Genomic DNA, 19,254 nt, shown 5'->3' with positions numbered 1-19,254 from the left:
CGGAGCCCGCTCCCACTCTCTCGGAGCCCAATCGGAATCCGGTCGTCCGGAAGCCGCTCAGCGCAGGTGTGACGTGTCGTTCAGCAGCCGTACGGACGCGTTGCCGTCGGCGTAGTACGCCACCGTCGACACCGAAGCCGCCGACAGCTCCATCCGGAACACGGACTCCGGGGGCGCGCCCAGGGCGAGCCGTACCAGCGTCTTGATCGGGGCGACGTGCGTGACCAGCAGCGCCGTCGTACCCCGGTGGTGTTCGATCAGGCGGTCGCGGGCCGCGGCGACCCTGCGGGCCACCGTCGCGAAGCTCTCGCCGCCGCCCGTCGGCGCCGCCTTCGGTGAAGCGAGCCAGGCGTCCAGGTCGGCCGGGTGGCGTTCGCGTACCTCGCCGAAGGTCAGCCCCTCCCAGGCGCCGAAGTCCGCCTCGCGCAGGCCCTCTTCGATCCGTACCTCCAGACCCAGCCGGTCAGCGACCACCCGGGCCGTCTCACGGCAGCGGCGCAGGGGGGAGGAGACGACCGCCTGGATCGTGCCGCGGGCCGCGAAGGCGGTCGCGGCGTCGGCCGCCTGCCCGCGGCCGATCGCGGAGAGTTCGGGGTCCGTGCCCCCGCTGCCGGAGAACCGCTTCTCCGGAGTGAGCGCCGTCTCGCCGTGACGCAGCAGGACGAAGGTCGCCGGAGCACCCAGATCGGCCGGGCCCGCCCAGCCGACGGAGGGTGCCGCGGCGGCGCCCCGTGCGGCCTCGTCACGGGCCGTGGCGCCCCGGGCCGTGAGTTCCGCCGTGGAGTCGGACGGCTCCCACTGCTTGCCGTCCCGGCCCGCGTCCATCGCCTCGTTGGCGAGCCGGTCCGCGTGCTTGTTCTGCGCGCGCGGGATCCACTCGTACGTCACCTGCGGCCGCGGCAGCACCGCCGCCGCCTCTGCGGCCAGCGGCTTCATGTCGGGGTGCTTGATCTGCCAGCGCCCCGACATCTGCTCGACGACGAGCTTGGAGTCCATCCGGACCCGGACCCGGGCCGACGGGTCCAGCGCGGCGGCGGCGCGCAGCCCGGCGATGAGGCCCCGGTACTCGGCCACGTTGTTGGTCGCGATGCCGAGGTACTCGGCGGCCTCGGCGAGCGTCTCCCCGCTGACCGGGTCGAGCACGACGGCGCCGTAGCCGGCCGGCCCCGGGTTGCCCCGGGAACCGCCGTCCGCCTCCACCACGAACTCCCGCATCAGATGCCCGAGTCGGCCGTACGCACCAGGATGCGGCGGCAGTTCTCGCACCGCAGCACGGTGTCCGGGGACGCCGCCTTGACCTCGTTCACCTCGGTGATGTTGAGCTCCAGGCGGCAGCCCTCGCAGCGCCGCTGGTAGAGCCGGGCCGCACCGACGCCGCCCTGCTGCTCCCGCAGCTTCTCGTAGAGCTTCATGAGGTCGGCGGGGACCGAACCGGCCACGATCTCGCGCTCCTTGGTGAGCGTGCCGGTCTCCCGGTCGATCTCCGCGGCGGCCACGTCCCGGCGCTCGGTGGCGTCGGCCACCTTGGCCTCGACGGACGAGACGCGCTCGGTGAGCTCGGTGGCCCGCTCCTGCGCGGACTCGCGGCGCTCCATGACCTCCAGGACCACGTCCTCCAGGTCGCCCTGGCGCTTGGCAAGCGAGGCGATCTCGCGCTGGAGGTTCTCCAGGTCCTTGGGCGAGCTGACCGCACCGGAGTCGAGGCGCTGCTGGTCGCGGAGCGAGCGCTGGCGGACCTGGTCGACGTCCTGCTCGGCCTTGGTCTGCTCGCGGGCGGTGTCGCTCTCCTCGGTCTGCACGGCGACGCGCAGGTCACGGAGCTGGGTGAGGTCCTTGGTCAGGGAGTCGATCTCGGCGTGCTCCGGCAGCGACTTGCGCTTGTGCGCGAGCTGCGACAGGCGTACATCGAGGGACTGGACGTCGAGGAGTCGGATCTGGTCGGCGTGCGCGGCGTTCAGTTGGGGGCTCCAGAATGATCGGTTGCGGTGGACGCCGCGTGGGCGGTCCAGGGGTCTGTGACGGTACGGGACACGTGGGTGCGCAGACCCCATCCGTTCCGGTCGGAAATCTCGTCGAGCTGGGCGGCGGCCTGGGTGCACCAGGGCCACTCGGTGGCCCAGTGCGCCGCGTCGAGCAGGGCGAGCGGCGACTGCTGCACGGCCTCGGACACCGGATGGTGGCGCAGGTCCGCGGTGAGGAAGGCGTCGACTCCGGCGGCGCGTGCCTGGCCGAAGAGGCCGTCGCCCGATCCGCCGCTGACCGCGACGGTACGGACGAGCGCGTCGGGGTCGCCCGCGGCGCGGACGCCCTGCGCGGTGGCCGGCAGCCGGGCCGCGGCCAGCGCGGTGAACTCCCGCAGCGGCAGCGGGTGGTCCAGCTCGCAGACACGGCCGAGGCCGCGGCGGCCGAGCAGATCGGTGGGGTCCGGTACGAGCGGCCCCACCACCCGCAGGTCCAGCGCGCCCGCGAGGGCGTCGGAGACCCCGGGGTCGGCGGTGTCGGCGTTGGTGTGCGCGACGTGCAGGGCGATGCCGTGTCTGATCAGGGTGTGGACGACGCGGCCCTTGAAGGTGCCGGCCGCGACCGTCGTCGTACCGCGCAGATAGAGCGGGTGGTGCGTGACGACGAGCTGGGCGCCCAGCCGCACGGCCTCGTCGGCGATCTCCTGGACGGGGTCGACGGCGAAGAGGACGCGGTCGACCTGATCGTCGGGATCGCCGCACACCGTGCCGACGGCGTCCCAGGATTCGGCCCGCTCGGGCGGCCACAGGGCGTCGAGTGCGGAGAGGACTTCAGACAGACGGGGCACGGTTACAGGTTACCCGCGCTCCGTACCCCGGCTGCCGGTCGGTCCCGGGGGACCTGCTGTCCTACTTGACGAGGTAGCTCTGGAGGTCGTCGAGGACCTTGTTGGCCGCCGTCACACCGAGGCCGAGGTACCAGGTCTCGTCCGGGACGTTCTTCGCCTGTCCGTCCTTGACCGCCTTGAGGTTCTTCCAGAGCGGGTTGGCCTGGACCGTGTCGCGCTTGGTGGCCTTGGGGTCCCCGTACACACCGGTGAAGATCCAGTCCGCGTCGGCCGAGTCGATCTTCTCGGGGCTGACCTCCACCGCGAGGTCCTTCACCTGCTGGCTCTTGGGCCGCGGCAGCCCGGCGTCCTTGAGGATCGTGCCGATGAACGAGTCCTCGGCGTAGAGGCGGATCCGGTCGGGCATGTAGCGGACCATCGAGATGGTGGGCTTGTGGGGGCCGACCTCGGTGCCCAGCTTCCTGGCGCGCTTCTCGTACGCGCCCAGCTCGGCCTTGGCCTGCGCGGTCCGGTCCAGGGCCGCGGCGTTCAGCAGGTAGTTCTGCTTCCAGGTGAAGCCGGGGCGGATGGAGAAGACGGTCGGCGCGATCTTCTTGAGCTGGTCGTACTTGTCCGCGGCGCGCAGCTGGCTGCCGAGGATCAGGTCCGGGTGGAGGTTGGCGATGGCCTCCAGGTTGAGGCTGTTGATGGTGCCGACGTTCTTCGGGTTGCCCGCGTTCTTCTTGAGGTAACCGGGGATGCCGTCGCTGCCCTCGGTGGGCGCGTAGCCGACCGGCTTGATGCCGAGGGAGACGACGTTGTCCAGCTCGCCGACGTCGAGCACGACGACGCGCTCGGGCTTCGCCTTGATCACGGTCTTGCCCATGGCCTGGGTGACGGTGCGCGGGAACTGGCCGGGCCTGGCGTCGGTGCCCAGTGCGGCGGTCTTCGTCGCGGCGTCGCCGAAGTCCTTGCCGCCGGTGGCCACGTCCTTCTTGGCCGCCGCGCCGGCCTTGCCCGAGCTCGAACCCCCGTCACCGCTGCCCCCGCCTCCGCAGGCGGTGAGGGCGAGCGCGCCGGTGAGCGCGAGGGCGGCGGCAGCGGCGCTGCGGCGACGTACGGACATGGTGATGCTCCTGACAGAAACCACTTAGGTGTGCCTTACCTTAACCATCTCCCGTTTCACCAGCACACCCACCCCCTCCCGCTCAGGCGAACACCGGGGCGGCCACCCGTATGTGTGAAGCGACCGGCCCGGGCCGACTCGGCAGGACGTGCGAAAACTAGCTTCGGTGTCCGGAGGTGACCGAAATATGACGGCCTTGGCCACGAAGACCGCGACAGCGACCGCCGTACGGACTGCCCCGCCGACCGCCCCGCCGACCGCCACGGAGCGCGGCGCGGAGGGCGGCGCAGTAGACGGCGCGGAGCCCGGTGCGCGGAGCGGCGCGCTGCCGGAGATGGACTTCACCATCGCCGACGACGGGTCCTACGCGGCCCGGCTGGCCCGCCGCACCGGGGACGCCTGGTTCCCCGAGCGCTGGACCCTGCACGGCCCGGAGCCGTACGCGGTGGAGCTGCCGGGGCACCAGCCCGAGGAACCCGGTTCGGACGTGCTGCCGATGGCCGACGGGCGGGTGCTGATCCGGCGCTCCGTGGACGGGCGGCACGCCTTCTCGCTGCTGTACCCGACCGGGCCCGGCACCGGCGAACTGCCGCTGGGCGGCGTCGAGTGCGAGCGGCTGACGCTGTTGCCGCCCGTACCGGGCGGCAACCGCGCGTACGCGCTGGAGCCCGGCGCGTACACGACCACCGTCTGGCTGGTGGCGGGCGGTGCCTTCGGGCCCGAGCACGTCGCCGACGTACCGGGGCGCTGCACCGGCGGGGTGTGGCTGGACCGCGTGGGCCGGATGCTGGCGCTGGACCGGGAGGAGGACGGCGTCACCAAGGCGGTCGCCGTCGATCTGGAGCGGGGCGGCGAGGTCACCCCGCTGCTCCAGATCGCCGACGGCAGCGACGACCGGCTGCTGCTCGCGGACCCGGACAGCGGTCTGCTGCTCGTACGGTCGGACGCGCCGGGGGACGACCGGCTGGGCTGGGGGGTGCTCGGGAGCAGGCGGCCCGTCCGGTTCCCGGAGTCCCTGCGGCTTGACGACGCGGTGCTGACCCCGTTCGCGGTGCAGCCGGGTCAGGTGCTCATGCCGGAGAGCTGCGGGGTCGCGCTGCGGATCGCGAGCGCGGCGGGGAGCTGGCTCGGGGTGTGGCGCCCCGCGGGACGGCGGCTGCTTCAACTGGCCGCCCCCGAGGGGTGGTTGGCGGGGACCGGACTGTGGAGCACGAAGGGGGTGCTCCGACTGCCCTGCGCCACCCGGGCGGCGCCCGTCGGCGTGGTGGAGATCGAACCGCTGGGCGGGCTGCCGCTCGATCTCCGGATGGCGTCGCCGGGCGGCCCGGCCACAGAACCCGCACAAACGGAAGTGGCTGGTCAGGAACCGTGCGGGGCCCTGGTGACTCCTGCTGTGTGCAAGCCCGTACCGTTGCAGCAGGCGCCTCTGACGAGCCGCCCGCAGCCTGGTTAGAATCGCGGGCCTGCACACGCAGGCAGTGATCGCGTACGCATGATCACCGCCTGCGCGGGAACAGCACGGAACAGCACCGAACAGCACGGCAAAGTAGCGATCACAGCGATTTGACGGGGGAGATTTCCCATCATGTCTGAAGCCAGGACCGACACCGCCCGGTCGCGCCCGCAGCCTGCGGCCGCCGGCCGGGGCGAAGCCGGAGGCTCCGGAAAGCACCGGGGGGGTGCGGCGCCCACCGAGGCGTCCGAGGCGGAGACCAACGGCCGCCACCGCCGCTCGGCGGAACAGCAGCAGTCGAACGCGGCCTGACGGTCCGCGCGCACCACCGTTCAGCACACCGGAAGGGCCGGTCCCCGTTCAGGCGGGGACCGGCCCTTCCGGTGTGCTCCGGAGATCTGCCCGTGGTCAGCCGTGTTTGAGACCCAGGACCTCCGCCGCGGCGAAGGTCTCGTTCGGCGGGCGGTCCGCGTAGTACGGCGAGATCACCTCGTCCAGTTCCTCGTACGAGAACACCGTCTTCGCCGTGTCGAACTTCGCCGCCACCCTGGGCCGTTCCACCACGGCGACCATGCCGCCGTGCACCACGAGCAGCTGGCCGTTGACCTTCGCGGCCGCCGGGGACGCGAGATAGCCGACGAGCGGCGAGACGTGTTCGGGTGCCAGCGGGTCCAGTTCGCCCGCGTCCGGCTCGCCGAACCCCGCGAACACGTCCTCGGTCATCCGGGTCCTGGCGCGCGGGCAGATCACGTTGGCGGTGACGCCGTACTTGGCGAGCGCCAGCGCCGTCGACGTGGTGAGCCCCACGATGCCGCCCTTGGCCGCCGCGTAGTTCGGCTGGCCGGCCGAGCCCGCGAGGAACGCCTCCGACGAGGTGTTGACGATCCGGCCGTAGACCGGGCCGCCGGCCGCCTTGGACCGCTCGCGCCAGTGCACGGAAGCGAAGTGGGTGGTGTTGAAGTGGCCTTTGAGGTGGACCCGGATCACCGAGTCCCACTCGCCCTCGGTCATCGAGAAGACCATCCGGTCCCGCAGGATGCCCGCGTTGTTGACCAGGATGTCGAGCTTTCCGTACGTGTCGACGGCCAGCTGGACGAGGGCCCGGGCCTGTTCGTGGTCCGCGACGTCGCCGAGGTGGGCGACGGCCTGTCCGCCGGCCGCGCGGATCTCGGCGGCGACCTCTTCGGCGGGCGCGGCGGACGCCTCGCCGGAACCGTCGCGGCCCGGCTGGCCGAAGTCGTTGACGACGACGCTCGCGCCGAGCCGGGCGAGTTCGAGCGCTTCGGCACGGCCGAGGCCGCGGCCGGCCCCGGTGACGATCGCGGACAGGCCATCAAGTGGCAAGGACATGGACGAGCTCTCCTTACGGGTCTTCGGGTGCCGGTGCTCCGGCTCCGGGTGCTCCCCGCACTCCGGGGCCTCCGGGCGCCGGTCTCCGGGGTTCAGATCTCGATGCAGGTGCGCAGCGCCTCGCCGGAGCGCATCTGGGCCAGCGCGTCGTTGATCCCGGCGAGTTTCACCCGGTGGGTGATCAGCCCTTCGAGGTCGATGCGGCCCGACCGCCAGAGCGAGATGGCCCGCTCGTACGAACGGACCACGTCCCCGCCGCCGTACATGGAGGGCAGGATCCGCTTCTCGTCGAAGAACAGCTCGAACATGTTGAGCTGGAGGAAGTCGTCCATGGCTCCGGCGCCGACGATGCAGAGGGTGCCGCCGCGGCGGGTCGTCTCGTACGCGGTGCGGGCGGTGGCCGATTTGCCGACGACCTCGAAGACGTAGTCGAAGCCCTCCCCCGCCGTGATGCGCTGCTTGGCGTCGTTCAGCGCGTCGGGCGCGACGGCCTCCGTGGCGCCGAAGGTCAGCGCGGCCTCCCGGCGTGAGGCCACCGGGTCGACGGCGACGATCTGGGACGCGCCCCTGAGCCGGGCGCCCTGGATGGCGGAGATGCCGACGCCTCCGCAGCCGATCACGGCGACCGACGAACCGGCTTCCACATCCGCGGTGTTGATGGCGGCGCCGAGACCGGTGGTGACTCCGCAGCCGATGAGCGCCGCGATCTCGAACGGCACGTCGTCGGGGATCGGCACCGCGCACCCGGCGCCGACGACGACCTCCTCGGTGAAGGTGCCGGTCCCGGCGAAGCCGAAGACATCACCGCCGGGGCGCTTGAAGTTGGGGGTGCCCGCGTTCATGAACCCGGCGAGACAGAGCTCGGTCTGACCGCGCTTGCAGGCCGGACAGGTGCCGCAGGCGGGCAGCCAGCAGATCACCACCCGGTCGCCCTGCTTGACGCCCGTCACCCCGTCGCCGACATCGAGGATCTCGCCGGCGCCCTCATGGCCGGGCACGAACGGCGCGGGCTGCGGCAGCACCCCGTTCATCGCCGATACGTCCGAGTGGCAGAGGCCGGTGGCCCGGACCCTGATCCTGACCTTGCCGGGGCCGAAGCCCACCGCCTCGATGTCGTCGAGGACTTCGAGCTTGTCCTGGCCAATCTCGTGCAGTACGGCTGCGCGCATGGTGCGGCTCCTCACATACGGCTGGGGCTCTGATGGATCAGGGGCGGACGGCTTCGGCAGGGGGTGAGGTCAGTGACGGGGTGACGCGGACCGGGTGCCGTCAGTGGTGGCTGACGACCGTGTCGGCGAGGACCGGTGCCTCGTCCCGCTCGACGGCCGAGACCGTCACCTGGACCCGCCCCGGCGACTGCCACATCCGGATCCGGAGCGTCTCGCCGGGGAAGACGACACCGGCGAAGCGGGTGGTGTACGAGTCGACGCGGGCCACATCGCCGCCCAGCGCCGTGTCGACCACGGCCTTGAGCGTCATTCCGTACGAGCAGAGCCCGTGCAGGATGGGCCGGTCGAACCCGGCGAGCTTGGCGAACTCCGGGTCGGCGTGCAGCGGGTTCCAGTCGCCGGAGAGCCGGTAGAGCAGCGCCTGGTCCTCGCGGATCGGGCGGTCCTCCGTGCGGTCGGGGGCGCGGTCGGGCACGTCGAGCCGGGCGGAGGGGCCACGCTCACCGCCGAAGCCGCCCTCCCCGCGTACGAAGATCTGCGAGTCACTGGTCCACAACGGGCCCTGTTCGTCGGTGACTTCGGAGCGCAGCACGATGACGGCCGCCTTCCCCTTGTCGTAGACCGCCTGGACCCGTGAGGTGGCGACCGCTGACGCCTCGACGGGGATCGGCCGGTGCAGGACGACGGTCTGCCCGCCGTGCAGGACGGCCGCGAGGTCCACCTCGATGCCCGGTGCGGCGAGCCCGCCCATCAGCGCCATCCCGGCGCCCGCGACGGTCGCGAAGCTGGGCAGGACATGGAGCCTGGACTCCAGGGTGTAGCGCAGCTCGTCGGCGGCGGTGGCCGGCCGGCCCGCGCCGATTCCCAGGTGGTAGAGCTGGATGTCCTTGTGGTCCCAGGCGATCTCGCCGGAGCGGGGCTCGGCGGCGACGGCCTCTGCGGCATCAATGGGCATGGGGCAAGCGCTCCTTGACGGTGGAAAGACCTCGGTGCGACCGTCCGCACCGTCAGGCGCACCGAGGTCGTACGGGACCGGCCCCCGGCGCCCTTTGTAGAACGCGTTCTAGGCCGATGGCCCCATGTATAACGCACCCCTCACGAGTTGTGAAGACTGCTGACGCCACGTCAGATACGGGTGGACCCGGCGTCCCGCGCCATCCGGCCACGGCGGGCGCCGTGACATTTGTCCCGGGCGGATGCGTACAGCCGCATCTGTCCGCGGCGCCACCGGCTCCGTAGCGTGTGGGCATGACGCAGACAGCAGACACCGGACCCGCGGTGAGCTTCACGGGAGCGGTCAAGACCTTCGGGGCGGTGCGGGCCGTGGACGGCGCCGACCTGGAGATCCGCCGGGGGGAGACCGTCGCCCTGCTGGGACGCAACGGAGCCGGAAAGTCCACCACCATCAGTCTGCTGCTCGGCCTCGACCAGCCCGACAGCGGCCAGGTCCGGCTCTTCGGCCGGACACCCGCGCAGGCGGTCGGGGCAGGTCTGGTGGGCGCGATGCTCCAGGCGGGGCAGCCGATCCCCCGGGTGACCGTGCGGGAGCTGGTGGCCTTCGTGGCCAGCACGTATCCGCGCCCGCTCCCGGTCGCCGAGGCGCTGGACATGGCCGGGCTCGGCGAGTACGGGTCACGCCGGGTCGACAAGCTCTCCGGCGGCCAGATGCAGCGGGTCAGGTTCGCCGTCGCGCTCGCCGGGAATCCGGAGCTGATCGTCCTCGACGAGCCGACCGCCGCCCTCGACGTGGAGGCCAGGCGGGCGTTCTGGGACTCGATGCGGGCGTACGCGCGGCGCGGGAACACCGTGCTCTTCTCCACCCACTATCTGGAGGAGGCCGACAGCAACGCCGACCGCATCGTGGTCATCCACCAGGGCCGCATCGTCGCCGACGGCAGCTCCGAGCTGCTCAAGCGCGCCGCGGGCGGCAGCCTGGTCTCCTTCGACCTCGCGGGCGCCGGCACCGAGGGGCTCCAGGCGCTGCCCGGCGTCACCGCCGTGGAGATCCGCGGGGACCGGGCCTCCCTGCGCACGGACGACTCGGACGCCACCGTCGTCGCCCTGGCGGAGCGGGGCGCGATCCGCGGTCTCGCGGTCGCCCCAGCGACGCTGGAGGACGCTTTCCTGGCCCTCACCTCGCAGGAGAGCCTCCCCGCCGAGACCACCGACGCCCCGGGGGCGGCCGGGATCCCGCCCCGCACCACACAGGAAGCAGCGGTCTGATGCTGGAATACGTCAAGCTCGAAGTGCGGCGGACGCTGCGCGACGCCGGGTTCGTCATCTTCGGCATCGGGATGCCGGTGGTGATGTACCTGCTGTTCACCAACCTCGGCCCGAGCAGTCCCGATTCGGCGGCCTGGCGGGTCACGTCGATGGTCGGCATGGCCGCGTACGGCGCGCTGGGCGCGGCCCTGGGCGTCGGCACCGGGGTCGCGTCGGACAAGACCATCGGCTGGCTGCGCCAGTTGCGGGTCACCCCGCTGCCGCCCTCGCAGGTGGTGCTGGGCCGGGCGGTCTCCGGTTCGGTGACCGTGCTGCCGGGGATCGTGGCGGTGCTCCTGGCCGGGGCGCTCGTCAACGGGGTACGGCTCGACGCCTGGCAGTGGGCCGTCCTCACGCTGCTGCTGTGGGTCGGCGCGCTGCCGTTCACACTGCTGGGGATCGGCAACGGCTACCGGCTCACCGCCCAGACCACGGGCGTGGTGAACGTGGCCTGCCTGATGGGTCTCGCCATCGTGGGCGGGCTGTGGTTCCCGGTCGACGCCTTCCCCGGCTGGCTGCGGTCCGTCGCCCGCTACACCCCGACCAACCGCTTCGCCGATCTGGGCTGGTCCACCACGCAGGGCAGCGCACCCGCCCTCGGCACGGTGGCGGTGCTCGCCGCGTGGCTGCTGGCGTTCGGCACGTACGCGGTGATCTCGTACCGTCGGTCCGCGAGGACCGTGTGACGGGAGAGATCATGCACGCGAAGCTGGACCCGCTGAGGCGGCGCCGCAGAGACTGCGCACAGCGGCGGAAGGACGTCAGGGAGCGGAAGCGGCCGGGACCGCCGAACGCCTTCACGCTGCTCCCCTGGCTGCTGCTCGGCCTGGGCAGCTTCTCCAATCTGATCGGCGGCGAGGCCCCGAACCCGTGGATCGGCGGGGCCGGGCTGCTGGTCTTCAACTCCCTCTACGTATCGGTGGCGTTCCGGGCGTTCGACAAGAAGAAGCGCCAGAGCCGCACGACACTCTGCCTGCTCGGCGTGCTGGCCGCCGTCACCTACGGGCTGGCCCTCGGCTACGGGGGCAGCTGGCTGCTGTACTTCCCGCTGCTCTCGCTGGCCGTCGGCACCACCCTGCGCGACCGGCCGCTCGGCTTCACCCTGCTGCTCCTCTCCGGCTCCGCCGGGTACATCTCGGGCACCGAGGGGCACAGCCCGTGGGACCCCTGGACGCTGGGGTACGGCACATTCATCTCGGGCGCGGTGACCGCCGCGATCCTGACGCTCTCCGAGACGGTCATGGAACTGCGCTCCACCCGTCAGGAGCTGGCCCGTTCGGCCGTCGAGAAGGAACGGCTGCGGTTCTCGCGCGACCTGCACGACCTGCTCGGCCACACGCTCTCGGTGATCGTGGTGAAGTCGGAGGCGGCCCGGCGGCTGGCCCCGCGCGACATCGACGCCGCTCTCTCCCAGATCTCCGACATCGAGACCGTCGGCAGGCAGGCCCTCACCGAGATCCGCGAGGCGGTGACCGGGTACCGGGACGCGAGTCTGGCCAGTGAGCTGGACAGTGCCCGCTCCGTACTGACCGCGGCCGGGATCGAGCCCGTCGTACGGCAGTCGGGGCCACCACTGGAACCGCAGAGCGCTTCCCTGCTCGGCTGGGTCGTCAGGGAGGCCGTCACCAACGTCGTCCGGCACAGCAGGGCCACCCGGTGCGAGATCACGGTGGACGGCGAGAAACCGGAACGCGTGCGGCTGGTGATCAGTGACAACGGCCGCGGCATCGGGGCGACACCGCCCGGCAGCGGGCTGAAGGGCCTGACCGAACGTCTCGCGGCGGCGGGCGGCTCACTGGACGCGGGCCCCGGCCAGCGGTCCGGTTTCCGCCTGGTGGCCGAACTGCCGGTGGAGACCACCGCACCGGACACGGCGCCCGGGGCGGCGCACGGCACCGCGTAGCCGGCCGTCCGGAAGAGCCGGGCACGGCAACAGAAGCCACCAGCAACATTGAGTTCGAACCCCATCCCGAATCTCCGTCACTTTCGAGTGATCACCACGAGGCCGGTGGCCGGGGCTGCATGTCGTCAGTAGATTCATGGTCGTTGCAGGCGTGCCGTTGAAGTCACGGAAGTAATAAGTCGCCGCGGCGGAACAAGTCGCAGAAAGACTTCCGGCACGCTGTCCCACGGATAAAGGAGTTTCGATGACCATCACCGCGCAGGACGAGCTTCTCGACCGCAAGTTTGACATCTGTTTCTCGCATGCCGACCAGAACCGTGACGGCGTCGTGGACGCCTCCGACATCCTGACCTTCGCGAGTCGCGTCATCTCGGCAGTCGAGGAGCCCTTCGCGTCCCCCAAGTCGGTGGCCATGCTGCAGGTCTGCGACGACTGGTGGCGCGCGCTGGTCGCCGGTCTCGACACCAACGGTGACGGCCGGATCGACCCCGAGGAGTACCGGGTCGGCATGCGCCGGATCGTCGGGTCCCCCGAGGCGTTCGACGCGGCGAGCCGCCCGGTGGCCACCGCCATCTGGCAGCTGTGCGACCGTGACGGTGACGGCGACGTGACCGCCGAGGAGTTCGGCAAGGTCCAGGCCGCGTTCGGTGCCACCCCGGAGAACGCCCGCCTTGCCTTCCAGCGCCTCGACCTCGACGGTGACGGCTCCCTCTCGGTCAACGAGCTGATGATCGCGTTCCGCGACTTCTACACGAGCACGGACCCGGAGACCGCCGGCAACTGGCTCTTCGGCGCGGACTTCCAGCACGGCCGGGGTGCGTGACCCGACACCCACGCCCGGCCGGGGCGGCGGCCGCCACGCGTGGTCGCCGCTCCGGCCCGGAAAGCGCCATGAACCTCAGAAACCCGAAGAACACCATCAACGGCGGGAAAAACAGGAAGAGCGTCGGCCCCAGTAAATCCTGGGAGACCGGCAAATCCTGGGAGACCAGGAAAACGGGCCGCCCTGTGAATTCCGGGAACATAGCCGCGCTCGATGTGGACGGAACGCTTTACGACGGCACACTCGGATTCTCCGTGCTGGACGAGTTGCGTGAATCCGGGTGGATTTCCGAAGCCGCTGTTTCCCGTGTCCGGGCGGCCATGGCAGAGCACCGCGGCGCCGGTACCGAATTCCGTACCACCCTGCACCGGACCTGTTCCGCGTACGGCAGCGCCGTCTCCGGTGTTCCGTACGAAGAAGTGGTGCGCGCGTCCCACGGCGCCTGGCGCCGTGTCCGGCACCGGCTGCTGGAGTGCGCGGCCCCTCTCGTCGAGACGCTCCGGGCGGCCGGCTACACCCCCCTCCTGCTCTCCGGCAGCCCCCAGGAAATGGTCGACAGGATCGGGGACGAGCTCGGTGTCGAGCACCGTACCGGGCTCGCACCGACCGTCCGGGGCGGGGTGTGCACCCCACACCTCCGTACCGTCCCGGCGGTACCGGAGGTCAAGGCCGCGCTGCTGCGCGCGGCCGCGGCCCGGCTCGGCGCGGACCCCGCCCGTTCCCTGGCCATCGGCAACAGCGCCTCCGACCGCGAACTGCTGCGCGGTGTCGGCATGCCGATCGCCTTCGAGCCCGACCCGGCGCTGAGCTGCCTGGCCGGCCGGCACGGCTGGCCCGTCGCCGACCGGAACACCGTCGTCGGCCTGGCCCGCGCGGTCACGTCGATGCCGGCTTCCCGGTGGCCCGTCGACACGGCCGCCGCCACCGCCCCCTGACCCCTGCCTCCGTACCCCTGCTCTCCGTACCCCTGCCTCCGTACCCCGCGGAAAGGAACGCACAGATGCCCACGCCGCACGACATCGGCACCCGGCTGGTCGAACGCAAGGTCGACGTCTGCTTCGCCCACGCCGACCACGACGCCGACGGCCGGATCGAACTGGCCGACGTCGCCACACTCTTCACCCGCATCCTCACCTACGTCGGCGAACCCCTGGGAAGCCGCAAGGCGGGAGCGGTGTTCCACGCCGTCCAGGGTTTCTGCGACCACATGGCCGCCGTCACCGGATGGGCCCCCGACCACGGAGTGACCCCGCCCGAGTGGCGCGAGGCGATGGCGAAGGCGCTGGTGAACGGGGCCCGCGACTACGACCGGCACATCCGGCCGGTGGGCGAGGCCATCTGGCGGGCCGTCGACCGCGACGACGACGACCTGATCCGGCTGCCGGAGTTCACCGCCTTCCAGCGGGGCATGGGCACGCCCGGGCCGAACATCCGCCGGGCCGCGGAGACGTACGGGCTCCGCGAGAACGGTGCGGGGCTGCCCCTCACCCGCGTCCTCGACTGCCATCGCGACTTCTACACCAGCCCCGACCCGGACGCCCCGGGCAACTGGCTCTACGGCGACGTGTGGTCGGACACCTTCTGGGACGGCACGAAGGCCCGCCTGTGAGAGTCACCGCGGCGGTCCTGGAGGCGCACGACCAGCCGTTCCGGCTCACCGACGTACACCTGGAGGGGCCGGGGCCCGACGAGGTACTCGTACGGATCGCGGGCACCGGCTTCTGCCACACCGACCTGCTGCCCCGCGCCACGCACATGGGCATCGCCCTGCCGGTCATCGCGGGGCACGAGGGGTCGGGGGTCGTCGAGGAGACCGGCGTACACGTCACTTCGGTGTCCCCCGGCGACCCGGTGGTCCTCTCCTTCGACTCCTGCGGGGGCTGCCGGGCCTGCCTGGCCGCCCGCCCCGCCAACTGCGCCACGTTCTTCCCCCGGAACCTGACCGGCCGCCGCCCGGACGGCTCCGGGACGGCCCGCACCGGGGACGGCCGCACCGTCTCCGCCTGGTGGTTCGGCCAGTCGTCGTTCGCCGGTCATGTCGTGGTCCCCGCGCGCGCCGTCGTCCCCGTACCGTCGGAGGTGTCGGCGGACATCCCCCTGGAGATCCTCGGTCCCCTGGGCTGCGGCTTCCAGACCGGAGCCGGGGCCGTCCTCAACTCCCTCGCGGTGCGGCCCGGTTCACGGATCGTGGTGGCCGGAGCAGGGGCCGTCGGGCTTGCCGCGATCATGGCGGCACACGCCGTCGGGGCGACCACCGTCGTGGCCGTGGAACTGCACCCGGCGCGCCGCCGGCTGGCCGCGGACCTCGGCGCGACCCATGTCCTGGACGGTGCGGACCCGGACCTCGGGCGGGAACTCGACCGCATCGTCGGCGGGGCGGCGGACTACGCGCTGGACACCACCGGCGCGCCGTCGCTCATCACCACACTGGTCAACTCCCTTCACGCGTACGGCACCTGTGGTCTCGTGGGAGTGCAGCACGGCGATCTGACCGTGGACCCCATGCTCCTCGCGGCAGGACGCACCCTCAAGGGGATCATCGAGGGCGACGCCGTCCCCCGGCTGTTCATCCCCCGCCTCATCGGCCTCTGGCGGCAGGGCCGTTTCCCGTTCGACCGGCTGATCCGTACCTACCCGCTGCATGACATCGCGCGCGCCGAGCGGGACACTGCCCGTGGCGACGTCGTCAAAGCGGTACTCCTGCCCTCGTGATGACGTCGTGACCGCCCTTGTGACCACCCCCTTGTGACCACCCCTTGTGATCACCCTCTCGCGATCACCCCCTCGTGATCGCCCCTTGTGACCCGGCCACCGCACACCGCGTCCCCGTCCGCCCATCACCGAGGAGGTTCCCGTGCCGACCCGTCATCTGCTGGACCCGCACGCCGGAGGACAGGCCCGGTCCGCTGCCCTGCGCGCCCTCGGCACCGTGGTCCCCGCCGTCTGGCCGGGCGGTGTCGAGTGCTGGGCCGTCGTCGGCCACCGCGAGCTGGAAACCGTCCTCACCCGGCCCCTGTTCGCCCGTTCCCCCGCCCACTGGCGGGCCCTCGCCCAGGGTGAGGTCCCGCCGGACTGGCCCATGATCGACCACCTGAGCAGGCAGTGGATGCTCACCTCCGACGGAGCCGATCACACCCGGCTGCGCAAGGTGGCCTCCCGCGCCTTCACTCCCCGGCGTGTCGAAGCCCTGCGGCCCGCCGTCGAGGAGAAGGTGGCGCACCTCCTGGACGGCTTCGACCCCGGGCGGGAACCCGTCGACATCCGGGCCGGGTTCGCCACCCCGCTCGCCCTCGGCACCCTGAGTTCCCTGCTGGGCATCCCCGACGACGACCAGCCTGTCGTGACCGCCCTGGTGCGCCGGGCACTTGCCAGGGCGTCGATGTCCCCCGAGGACTCCGCCGTACTGACCCGGGACATCCGGGCGTTCCTCGACGGTCTGCTCGACCACCCGGCCTCCTCCGACTGCCTCGTCGCCGACCTGCGGGAGGCCGCGACGAGCGAGGGGCTGTCCGCCCAGGAGGCCCGCGACACCCTCTGGCTCTTCCTCGCGGCGGGCTTCGACACCACGGCGGCCGCCCTCACCAACGCGGTGGGCGCGCTGCTCGACCACCCCGCCGAACTGCGCCGCGTACTCGACGGGGAGACCAGCTGGGACGACGTGGTGGAGGAGGCCCTGCGCTTCGACCCCGGGGTCTTCGCCCTGCCGTTCGCCTTCCCCCGGCAGGACACCGAGCTGGGCGGCCGGACCATCCGGGCGGGCGACGCGCTGCTGCTGTGCTACACCGCCGCCAACCGGGACCCGCGCCTGCGCGGCGACGCAAGGCACTTCCGGGTCTCCGGCGCCCGGGACCCCCACCTCGCGTTCGGACGCGGGCCTCATTACTGCCTGGGGGCTCCGCTGGCCAAGCTCCAGTTGCGGACGGCCGTGCGCGCGTTGTTCACCCGGCATCCCGGGCTGCGCGCGGCGCGTCCCGCCGGGCCGCCCGCCGCATCCCTGATCGTCAGTGTCCCCAGCAGCCTCCTGGTCGTCTCGGGGGTCTTCGAGGACGACGCCCCCGCGCCATAACCTGTCTCCGTGAACGAGATGCCGCACGACCACCCGGCCCGCTGTGTACGAGTCCTCCTCGCCGAGGACCAGGGCATGATGCGGGGCGCGCTCGCCCTGCTCCTCGGTCTGGAGGAGGACATCGAGGTGGTCGCCCAGGTGGCCACCGGTGACGCGATCGTCCCGGCGGTCCTGGAGGCGAACCCGGACGTGGCACTGCTCGACATCGAACTCCCCGGCCGCAGCGGGCTCGACGCGGCGGCCGATCTGCGCAAGCAGGCCCCGGGGTGCCGGGTGCTGATCCTCACCACGTTCGGCAGGCCCGGTTATCTGCGCCGCGCGATGGAGGCGGGCGCCGCGGGCTTCCTGGTCAAGGACGGTCCGGTGGAGGAGCTGGCCGCCGCGATCCGCCGGGTGCTGGCCGGTGAGACGGTCATCGACCCCGCCCTGGCCGCGGCCGCGCTGAGCGCGGGACCGAGCCCGCTGACCGCGCGCGAGTGCGATGTGCTGAACGCCTCGGTGGACGGGGCGACCGTCTCGGACATCGCGGGGAAGCTGCACCTCTCGGAGTCGACGGTCCGCAACTACCTCTCCTCGGCGATCGGCAAGACCGGCACCCGCAACCGCATGGAGGCCGTACGGTCGGCCCGCCAGCAGGGCTGGCTGTAGCGGGAGGACCAGGGGGAACGGAACGCGCGGGCGGCGCACGGCCGGTCGCCGGACCGCACGCGGTCAGTCGCCCGGGAGCTCCGACGAGGCGACCGCGCGGCCGATGACCCTGTTACGGGCCCGGGGCATCCACACCAGCATCAGCACCGCACCGGCGAGCAGGACGAACCCGCCGCACCGGAAAGCCAGGGCGTAGCCCTCGGTCAGCGCCTCGGTCCCGGTGCCGCCCCGGGTACGGGCGGCGGCGACGGTGGAGAGGACCGCGAGGCCCAGCGAACCGCCCAGCGTGCGTGAGGTGTTGACCAGGCCGGAGACCAGACCCGCGTCACCCGGCGCCGCGCCCGACGTGGCGAGGGAGGCGAGCGGTGTCATGGCGAGACCGGCACCGGCCATCATCAGCATGCCGGGCAGCATGATCGAGGTGACGTACGCACCGTGCGCGGTCATCGTCGACTGCCAGCCGAATCCGGCCACGCTGATCAGGATGCCGGTGACCGCCACGTTCTTGGCGCCGAAGCGCGACATCAGCCGCGGCGCGACCTTGGATCCGGCGACGACGCTCAGCGAGCTGGGAACGAGGGCGAGTCCGGCGATGAACGGTGTGTAGCCCAGCACGTTCTGGGCGTACAGCGTCATGAAGAACCACATGCCGAAGCTGCCCGCGCCGCAGACGAACATCGCGGCGTTGGCGGCGGCGACCGAGCGCGTCCTGAACAGCTTCAGCGGCATCAGGGGCAGCGGGGTACGCGCCTCGACGGCCAGGAACAGCCCGATGAGCACCAGCCCGGCGAGCAGCGGCACCAGGGTCGCCGCGGCGGTCCACCCCTCGGCCTCGGTCTGCACGATGCCGTACGCGAGGGTGGCCGTACCGGCGGTGACCAGCACCGCGCCGGGCAGGTCGAGCCGCCGCGCGCCGCCGGCCCGGCTCTCGGAGATCCAGCGGGCCGCGCCCACCAGGACGAGCGCGCCGACCGGCACGTTGATCAGCAGCACCCAGCGCCAGGACAGCGCGTCGGTCAGCACCCCGCCGACCAGACCGCCCGCGGCGCCGCCGCCCGCGCCGACGGCCGTCCAGGTGGCGATGGCCCGCGCGCGGGCGGCGCCTTCAGGGACGGCGGAGGTGAGGATGGTGAGCGTCGAGGGAGCCAGCACGGCAGCGCCGAGCCCCTGCACGGCACGGGCGGCGAGCAGCTGCCACCCCTCCTGGGCGAGCCCCCCGGCGAGCGAGGCGAGCGTGAAGAGCCCCAGCCCGACGAGGAACATCCGCTTGCGGCCGAAGAGGTCCCCGGCCCGCCCGCCCAGCAGCATGAACCCGGCGAAGGCGATGGCGTACGCGTTCACCACCCACTGGAGCCCGGTGCCGCTGAGACCGAGGCTGGTGCGCATCGAGGGCAGGGCGACATTGACGACGGAGACATCGAGGACCACGAGGAACTGGCCCGCGCACGCCGCGAGCACCACCAGCCAGGTACGGGTCGGCGCGGTCGGTGGTGCGGTGGTGCGGGCGTTCCGGGATATGCGCAGCATGAGTGCCATCGTGACATCCGTGCGCCGCGCGGGACATCCGCATATCGGCGCAGTGGCCGTGGTCCGCAGGTCCTCAGCCCGTCCTCGGCCCTTTCCCGGCCGTTTCCCGGCCGCTTCCCGGCCGTTCCGGACCGGAGGG

19 protein-coding genes are annotated in these 19,254 nt (G+C 72.1%); 11 read left to right on the top strand and 8 right to left on the bottom strand.

What is annotated here, in order from left to right; translation table 11 throughout:
• Positions 1–57: 57 nt before the first annotated feature.
• The 4 genes from OG285_RS26360 to OG285_RS26345 all read right to left on the bottom strand — a co-directional run bounded on the left by OG285_RS26360 (position 58) and on the right by OG285_RS26345 (position 3,914).
• Positions 58–1,215, bottom strand: coding sequence for a bifunctional RNase H/acid phosphatase (locus OG285_RS26360; protein WP_371793624.1), 1,158 nt, complete (start codon positions 1,213–1,215; stop codon positions 58–60).
• Positions 1,215–1,958: a C4-type zinc ribbon domain-containing protein gene (locus tag OG285_RS26355; protein ID WP_356825953.1), complete on the bottom strand. Its 744-nt coding sequence runs from the start codon at positions 1,956–1,958 to the stop codon at positions 1,215–1,217. Before OG285_RS26355 ends, OG285_RS26360 begins: the two co-directional genes overlap by 1 nt.
• Positions 1,955–2,809 (bottom strand): Nif3-like dinuclear metal center hexameric protein, encoded by an 855-nt coding sequence (locus OG285_RS26350; RefSeq protein ID WP_371792422.1) that lies wholly within the window; start codon positions 2,807–2,809, stop codon positions 1,955–1,957. Before OG285_RS26350 ends, OG285_RS26355 begins: the two co-directional genes overlap by 4 nt.
• Positions 2,810–2,870: 61 nt before the next feature.
• Complete coding sequence (locus OG285_RS26345; protein WP_371792421.1) at positions 2,871–3,914, bottom strand: ABC transporter substrate-binding protein; 1,044 nt, start codon at positions 3,912–3,914, stop codon at positions 2,871–2,873.
• Between the two features lie 187 nt (positions 3,915–4,101).
• Between OG285_RS26345 and OG285_RS26340 the strand changes: the two genes are divergently transcribed.
• Positions 4,102–5,367: a hypothetical protein gene (locus tag OG285_RS26340; RefSeq protein ID WP_371792420.1), complete on the top strand. Its 1,266-nt coding sequence runs from the start codon at positions 4,102–4,104 to the stop codon at positions 5,365–5,367.
• 132 nt (positions 5,368–5,499) lie between these two features.
• Positions 5,500–5,679: a hypothetical protein gene (locus tag OG285_RS26335; RefSeq protein WP_356825304.1), complete on the top strand. Its 180-nt coding sequence runs from the start codon at positions 5,500–5,502 to the stop codon at positions 5,677–5,679.
• 96 nt (positions 5,680–5,775) lie between these two features.
• Here the strand turns inward: OG285_RS26335 and OG285_RS26330 are convergent, their stop codons facing one another.
• The 3 genes from OG285_RS26330 to OG285_RS26320 all read right to left on the bottom strand — a co-directional run bounded on the left by OG285_RS26330 (position 5,776) and on the right by OG285_RS26320 (position 8,841).
• A complete protein-coding gene (locus tag OG285_RS26330) occupies positions 5,776–6,717 on the bottom strand; it encodes a 3-oxoacyl-ACP reductase (RefSeq protein ID WP_356825306.1) in 942 nt (313 codons plus the stop codon).
• Between the two features lie 92 nt (positions 6,718–6,809).
• A complete protein-coding gene (locus tag OG285_RS26325; protein ID WP_371792419.1) occupies positions 6,810–7,886 on the bottom strand; it encodes a Zn-dependent alcohol dehydrogenase in 1,077 nt (358 codons plus the stop codon).
• A 100-nt stretch (positions 7,887–7,986) separates the two neighbouring features.
• A complete protein-coding gene (locus OG285_RS26320) occupies positions 7,987–8,841 on the bottom strand; it encodes a MaoC/PaaZ C-terminal domain-containing protein (RefSeq protein ID WP_356825310.1) in 855 nt (284 codons plus the stop codon).
• Between the two features lie 323 nt (positions 8,842–9,164).
• Here OG285_RS26320 and OG285_RS26315 point away from each other — a divergent pair, with 323 nt between their 5' ends.
• The 9 genes from OG285_RS26315 (at position 9,165) to OG285_RS26275 (ending at position 17,588) form a co-directional block, all read left to right on the top strand.
• Positions 9,165–10,109: an ABC transporter ATP-binding protein gene (locus OG285_RS26315; protein ID WP_356825955.1), complete on the top strand. Its 945-nt coding sequence runs from the start codon at positions 9,165–9,167 to the stop codon at positions 10,107–10,109.
• Positions 10,109–10,834, top strand: coding sequence for an ABC transporter permease (locus OG285_RS26310; protein ID WP_371792418.1), 726 nt, complete (start codon positions 10,109–10,111; stop codon positions 10,832–10,834). The genes OG285_RS26315 and OG285_RS26310 overlap by 1 nt, the downstream gene beginning before the upstream one ends.
• Before the next feature lie 11 nt (positions 10,835–10,845).
• Positions 10,846–12,051 carry a sensor histidine kinase gene (locus tag OG285_RS26305; protein WP_356825314.1) on the top strand — a complete coding sequence of 402 codons (1,206 nt, stop codon included), beginning with the start codon at positions 10,846–10,848 and terminating at the stop codon, positions 12,049–12,051.
• A gap of 244 nt (positions 12,052–12,295) precedes the next feature.
• Entirely contained in the window at positions 12,296–12,874 is a 579-nt protein-coding gene (locus tag OG285_RS26300; RefSeq protein ID WP_371792417.1) for an EF-hand domain-containing protein, read from the top strand.
• A gap of 68 nt (positions 12,875–12,942) precedes the next feature.
• Positions 12,943–13,809 (top strand): HAD family hydrolase, encoded by an 867-nt coding sequence (locus tag OG285_RS26295; RefSeq protein WP_371792416.1) that lies wholly within the window; start codon positions 12,943–12,945, stop codon positions 13,807–13,809.
• A gap of 65 nt (positions 13,810–13,874) precedes the next feature.
• Entirely contained in the window at positions 13,875–14,483 is a 609-nt protein-coding gene (locus OG285_RS26290; protein ID WP_371792415.1) for a hypothetical protein, read from the top strand.
• Positions 14,480–15,586, top strand: coding sequence for an NAD(P)-dependent alcohol dehydrogenase (locus OG285_RS26285; RefSeq protein WP_356825322.1), 1,107 nt, complete (start codon positions 14,480–14,482; stop codon positions 15,584–15,586). The genes OG285_RS26290 and OG285_RS26285 overlap by 4 nt, the downstream gene beginning before the upstream one ends.
• Before the next feature lie 142 nt (positions 15,587–15,728).
• Entirely contained in the window at positions 15,729–16,940 is a 1,212-nt protein-coding gene (locus tag OG285_RS26280) for a cytochrome P450 (protein WP_356825324.1), read from the top strand.
• A gap of 18 nt (positions 16,941–16,958) precedes the next feature.
• Positions 16,959–17,588 (top strand): response regulator, encoded by a 630-nt coding sequence (locus tag OG285_RS26275; protein ID WP_371793623.1) that lies wholly within the window; start codon positions 16,959–16,961, stop codon positions 17,586–17,588.
• Between the two features lie 63 nt (positions 17,589–17,651).
• On the opposite strand, the gene OG285_RS26270 is transcribed toward OG285_RS26275, so the two are convergent.
• Positions 17,652–19,115: an MFS transporter gene (locus OG285_RS26270; RefSeq protein ID WP_371792414.1), complete on the bottom strand. Its 1,464-nt coding sequence runs from the start codon at positions 19,113–19,115 to the stop codon at positions 17,652–17,654.
• Positions 19,116–19,254 lie beyond the last annotated feature (139 nt).

Origin of the sequence: Streptomyces sp. NBC_01471, from assembly GCF_041438865.1 — a bacterium.
Lineage (GTDB): Bacteria > Actinomycetota > Actinomycetes > Streptomycetales > Streptomycetaceae > Streptomyces.
The sequence above is the reverse complement of the archived record's forward strand: the minus strand, read 5'-3'. Positions and strand labels throughout refer to the sequence as shown.

Coding starts and splice junctions, on each gene's coding strand:
- OG285_RS26360 (WP_371793624.1), bottom strand. CDS start 1,215: ATGCGGGAGTTCGTGGTGGAGGCGGACGGCGGTTCCCGGGGCAACCCG.
- OG285_RS26345 (WP_371792421.1), bottom strand. CDS start 3,914: ATGTCCGTACGTCGCCGCAGCGCCGCTGCCGCCGCCCTCGCGCTCACC.
- OG285_RS26340 (WP_371792420.1), top strand. CDS start 4,102: ATGACGGCCTTGGCCACGAAGACCGCGACAGCGACCGCCGTACGGACT.
- OG285_RS26335 (WP_356825304.1), top strand. CDS start 5,500: ATGTCTGAAGCCAGGACCGACACCGCCCGGTCGCGCCCGCAGCCTGCG.
- OG285_RS26330 (WP_356825306.1), bottom strand. CDS start 6,717: ATGTCCTTGCCACTTGATGGCCTGTCCGCGATCGTCACCGGGGCCGGC.
- OG285_RS26325 (WP_371792419.1), bottom strand. CDS start 7,886: ATGCGCGCAGCCGTACTGCACGAGATTGGCCAGGACAAGCTCGAAGTC.
- OG285_RS26320 (WP_356825310.1), bottom strand. CDS start 8,841: ATGCCCATTGATGCCGCAGAGGCCGTCGCCGCCGAGCCCCGCTCCGGC.
- OG285_RS26310 (WP_371792418.1), top strand. CDS start 10,109: ATGCTGGAATACGTCAAGCTCGAAGTGCGGCGGACGCTGCGCGACGCC.
- OG285_RS26305 (WP_356825314.1), top strand. CDS start 10,846: ATGCACGCGAAGCTGGACCCGCTGAGGCGGCGCCGCAGAGACTGCGCA.
- OG285_RS26300 (WP_371792417.1), top strand. CDS start 12,296: ATGACCATCACCGCGCAGGACGAGCTTCTCGACCGCAAGTTTGACATC.
- OG285_RS26295 (WP_371792416.1), top strand. CDS start 12,943: ATGAACCTCAGAAACCCGAAGAACACCATCAACGGCGGGAAAAACAGG.
- OG285_RS26290 (WP_371792415.1), top strand. CDS start 13,875: ATGCCCACGCCGCACGACATCGGCACCCGGCTGGTCGAACGCAAGGTC.
- OG285_RS26275 (WP_371793623.1), top strand. CDS start 16,959: ATGCCGCACGACCACCCGGCCCGCTGTGTACGAGTCCTCCTCGCCGAG.
- OG285_RS26270 (WP_371792414.1), bottom strand. CDS start 19,115: ATGCTGCGCATATCCCGGAACGCCCGCACCACCGCACCACCGACCGCG.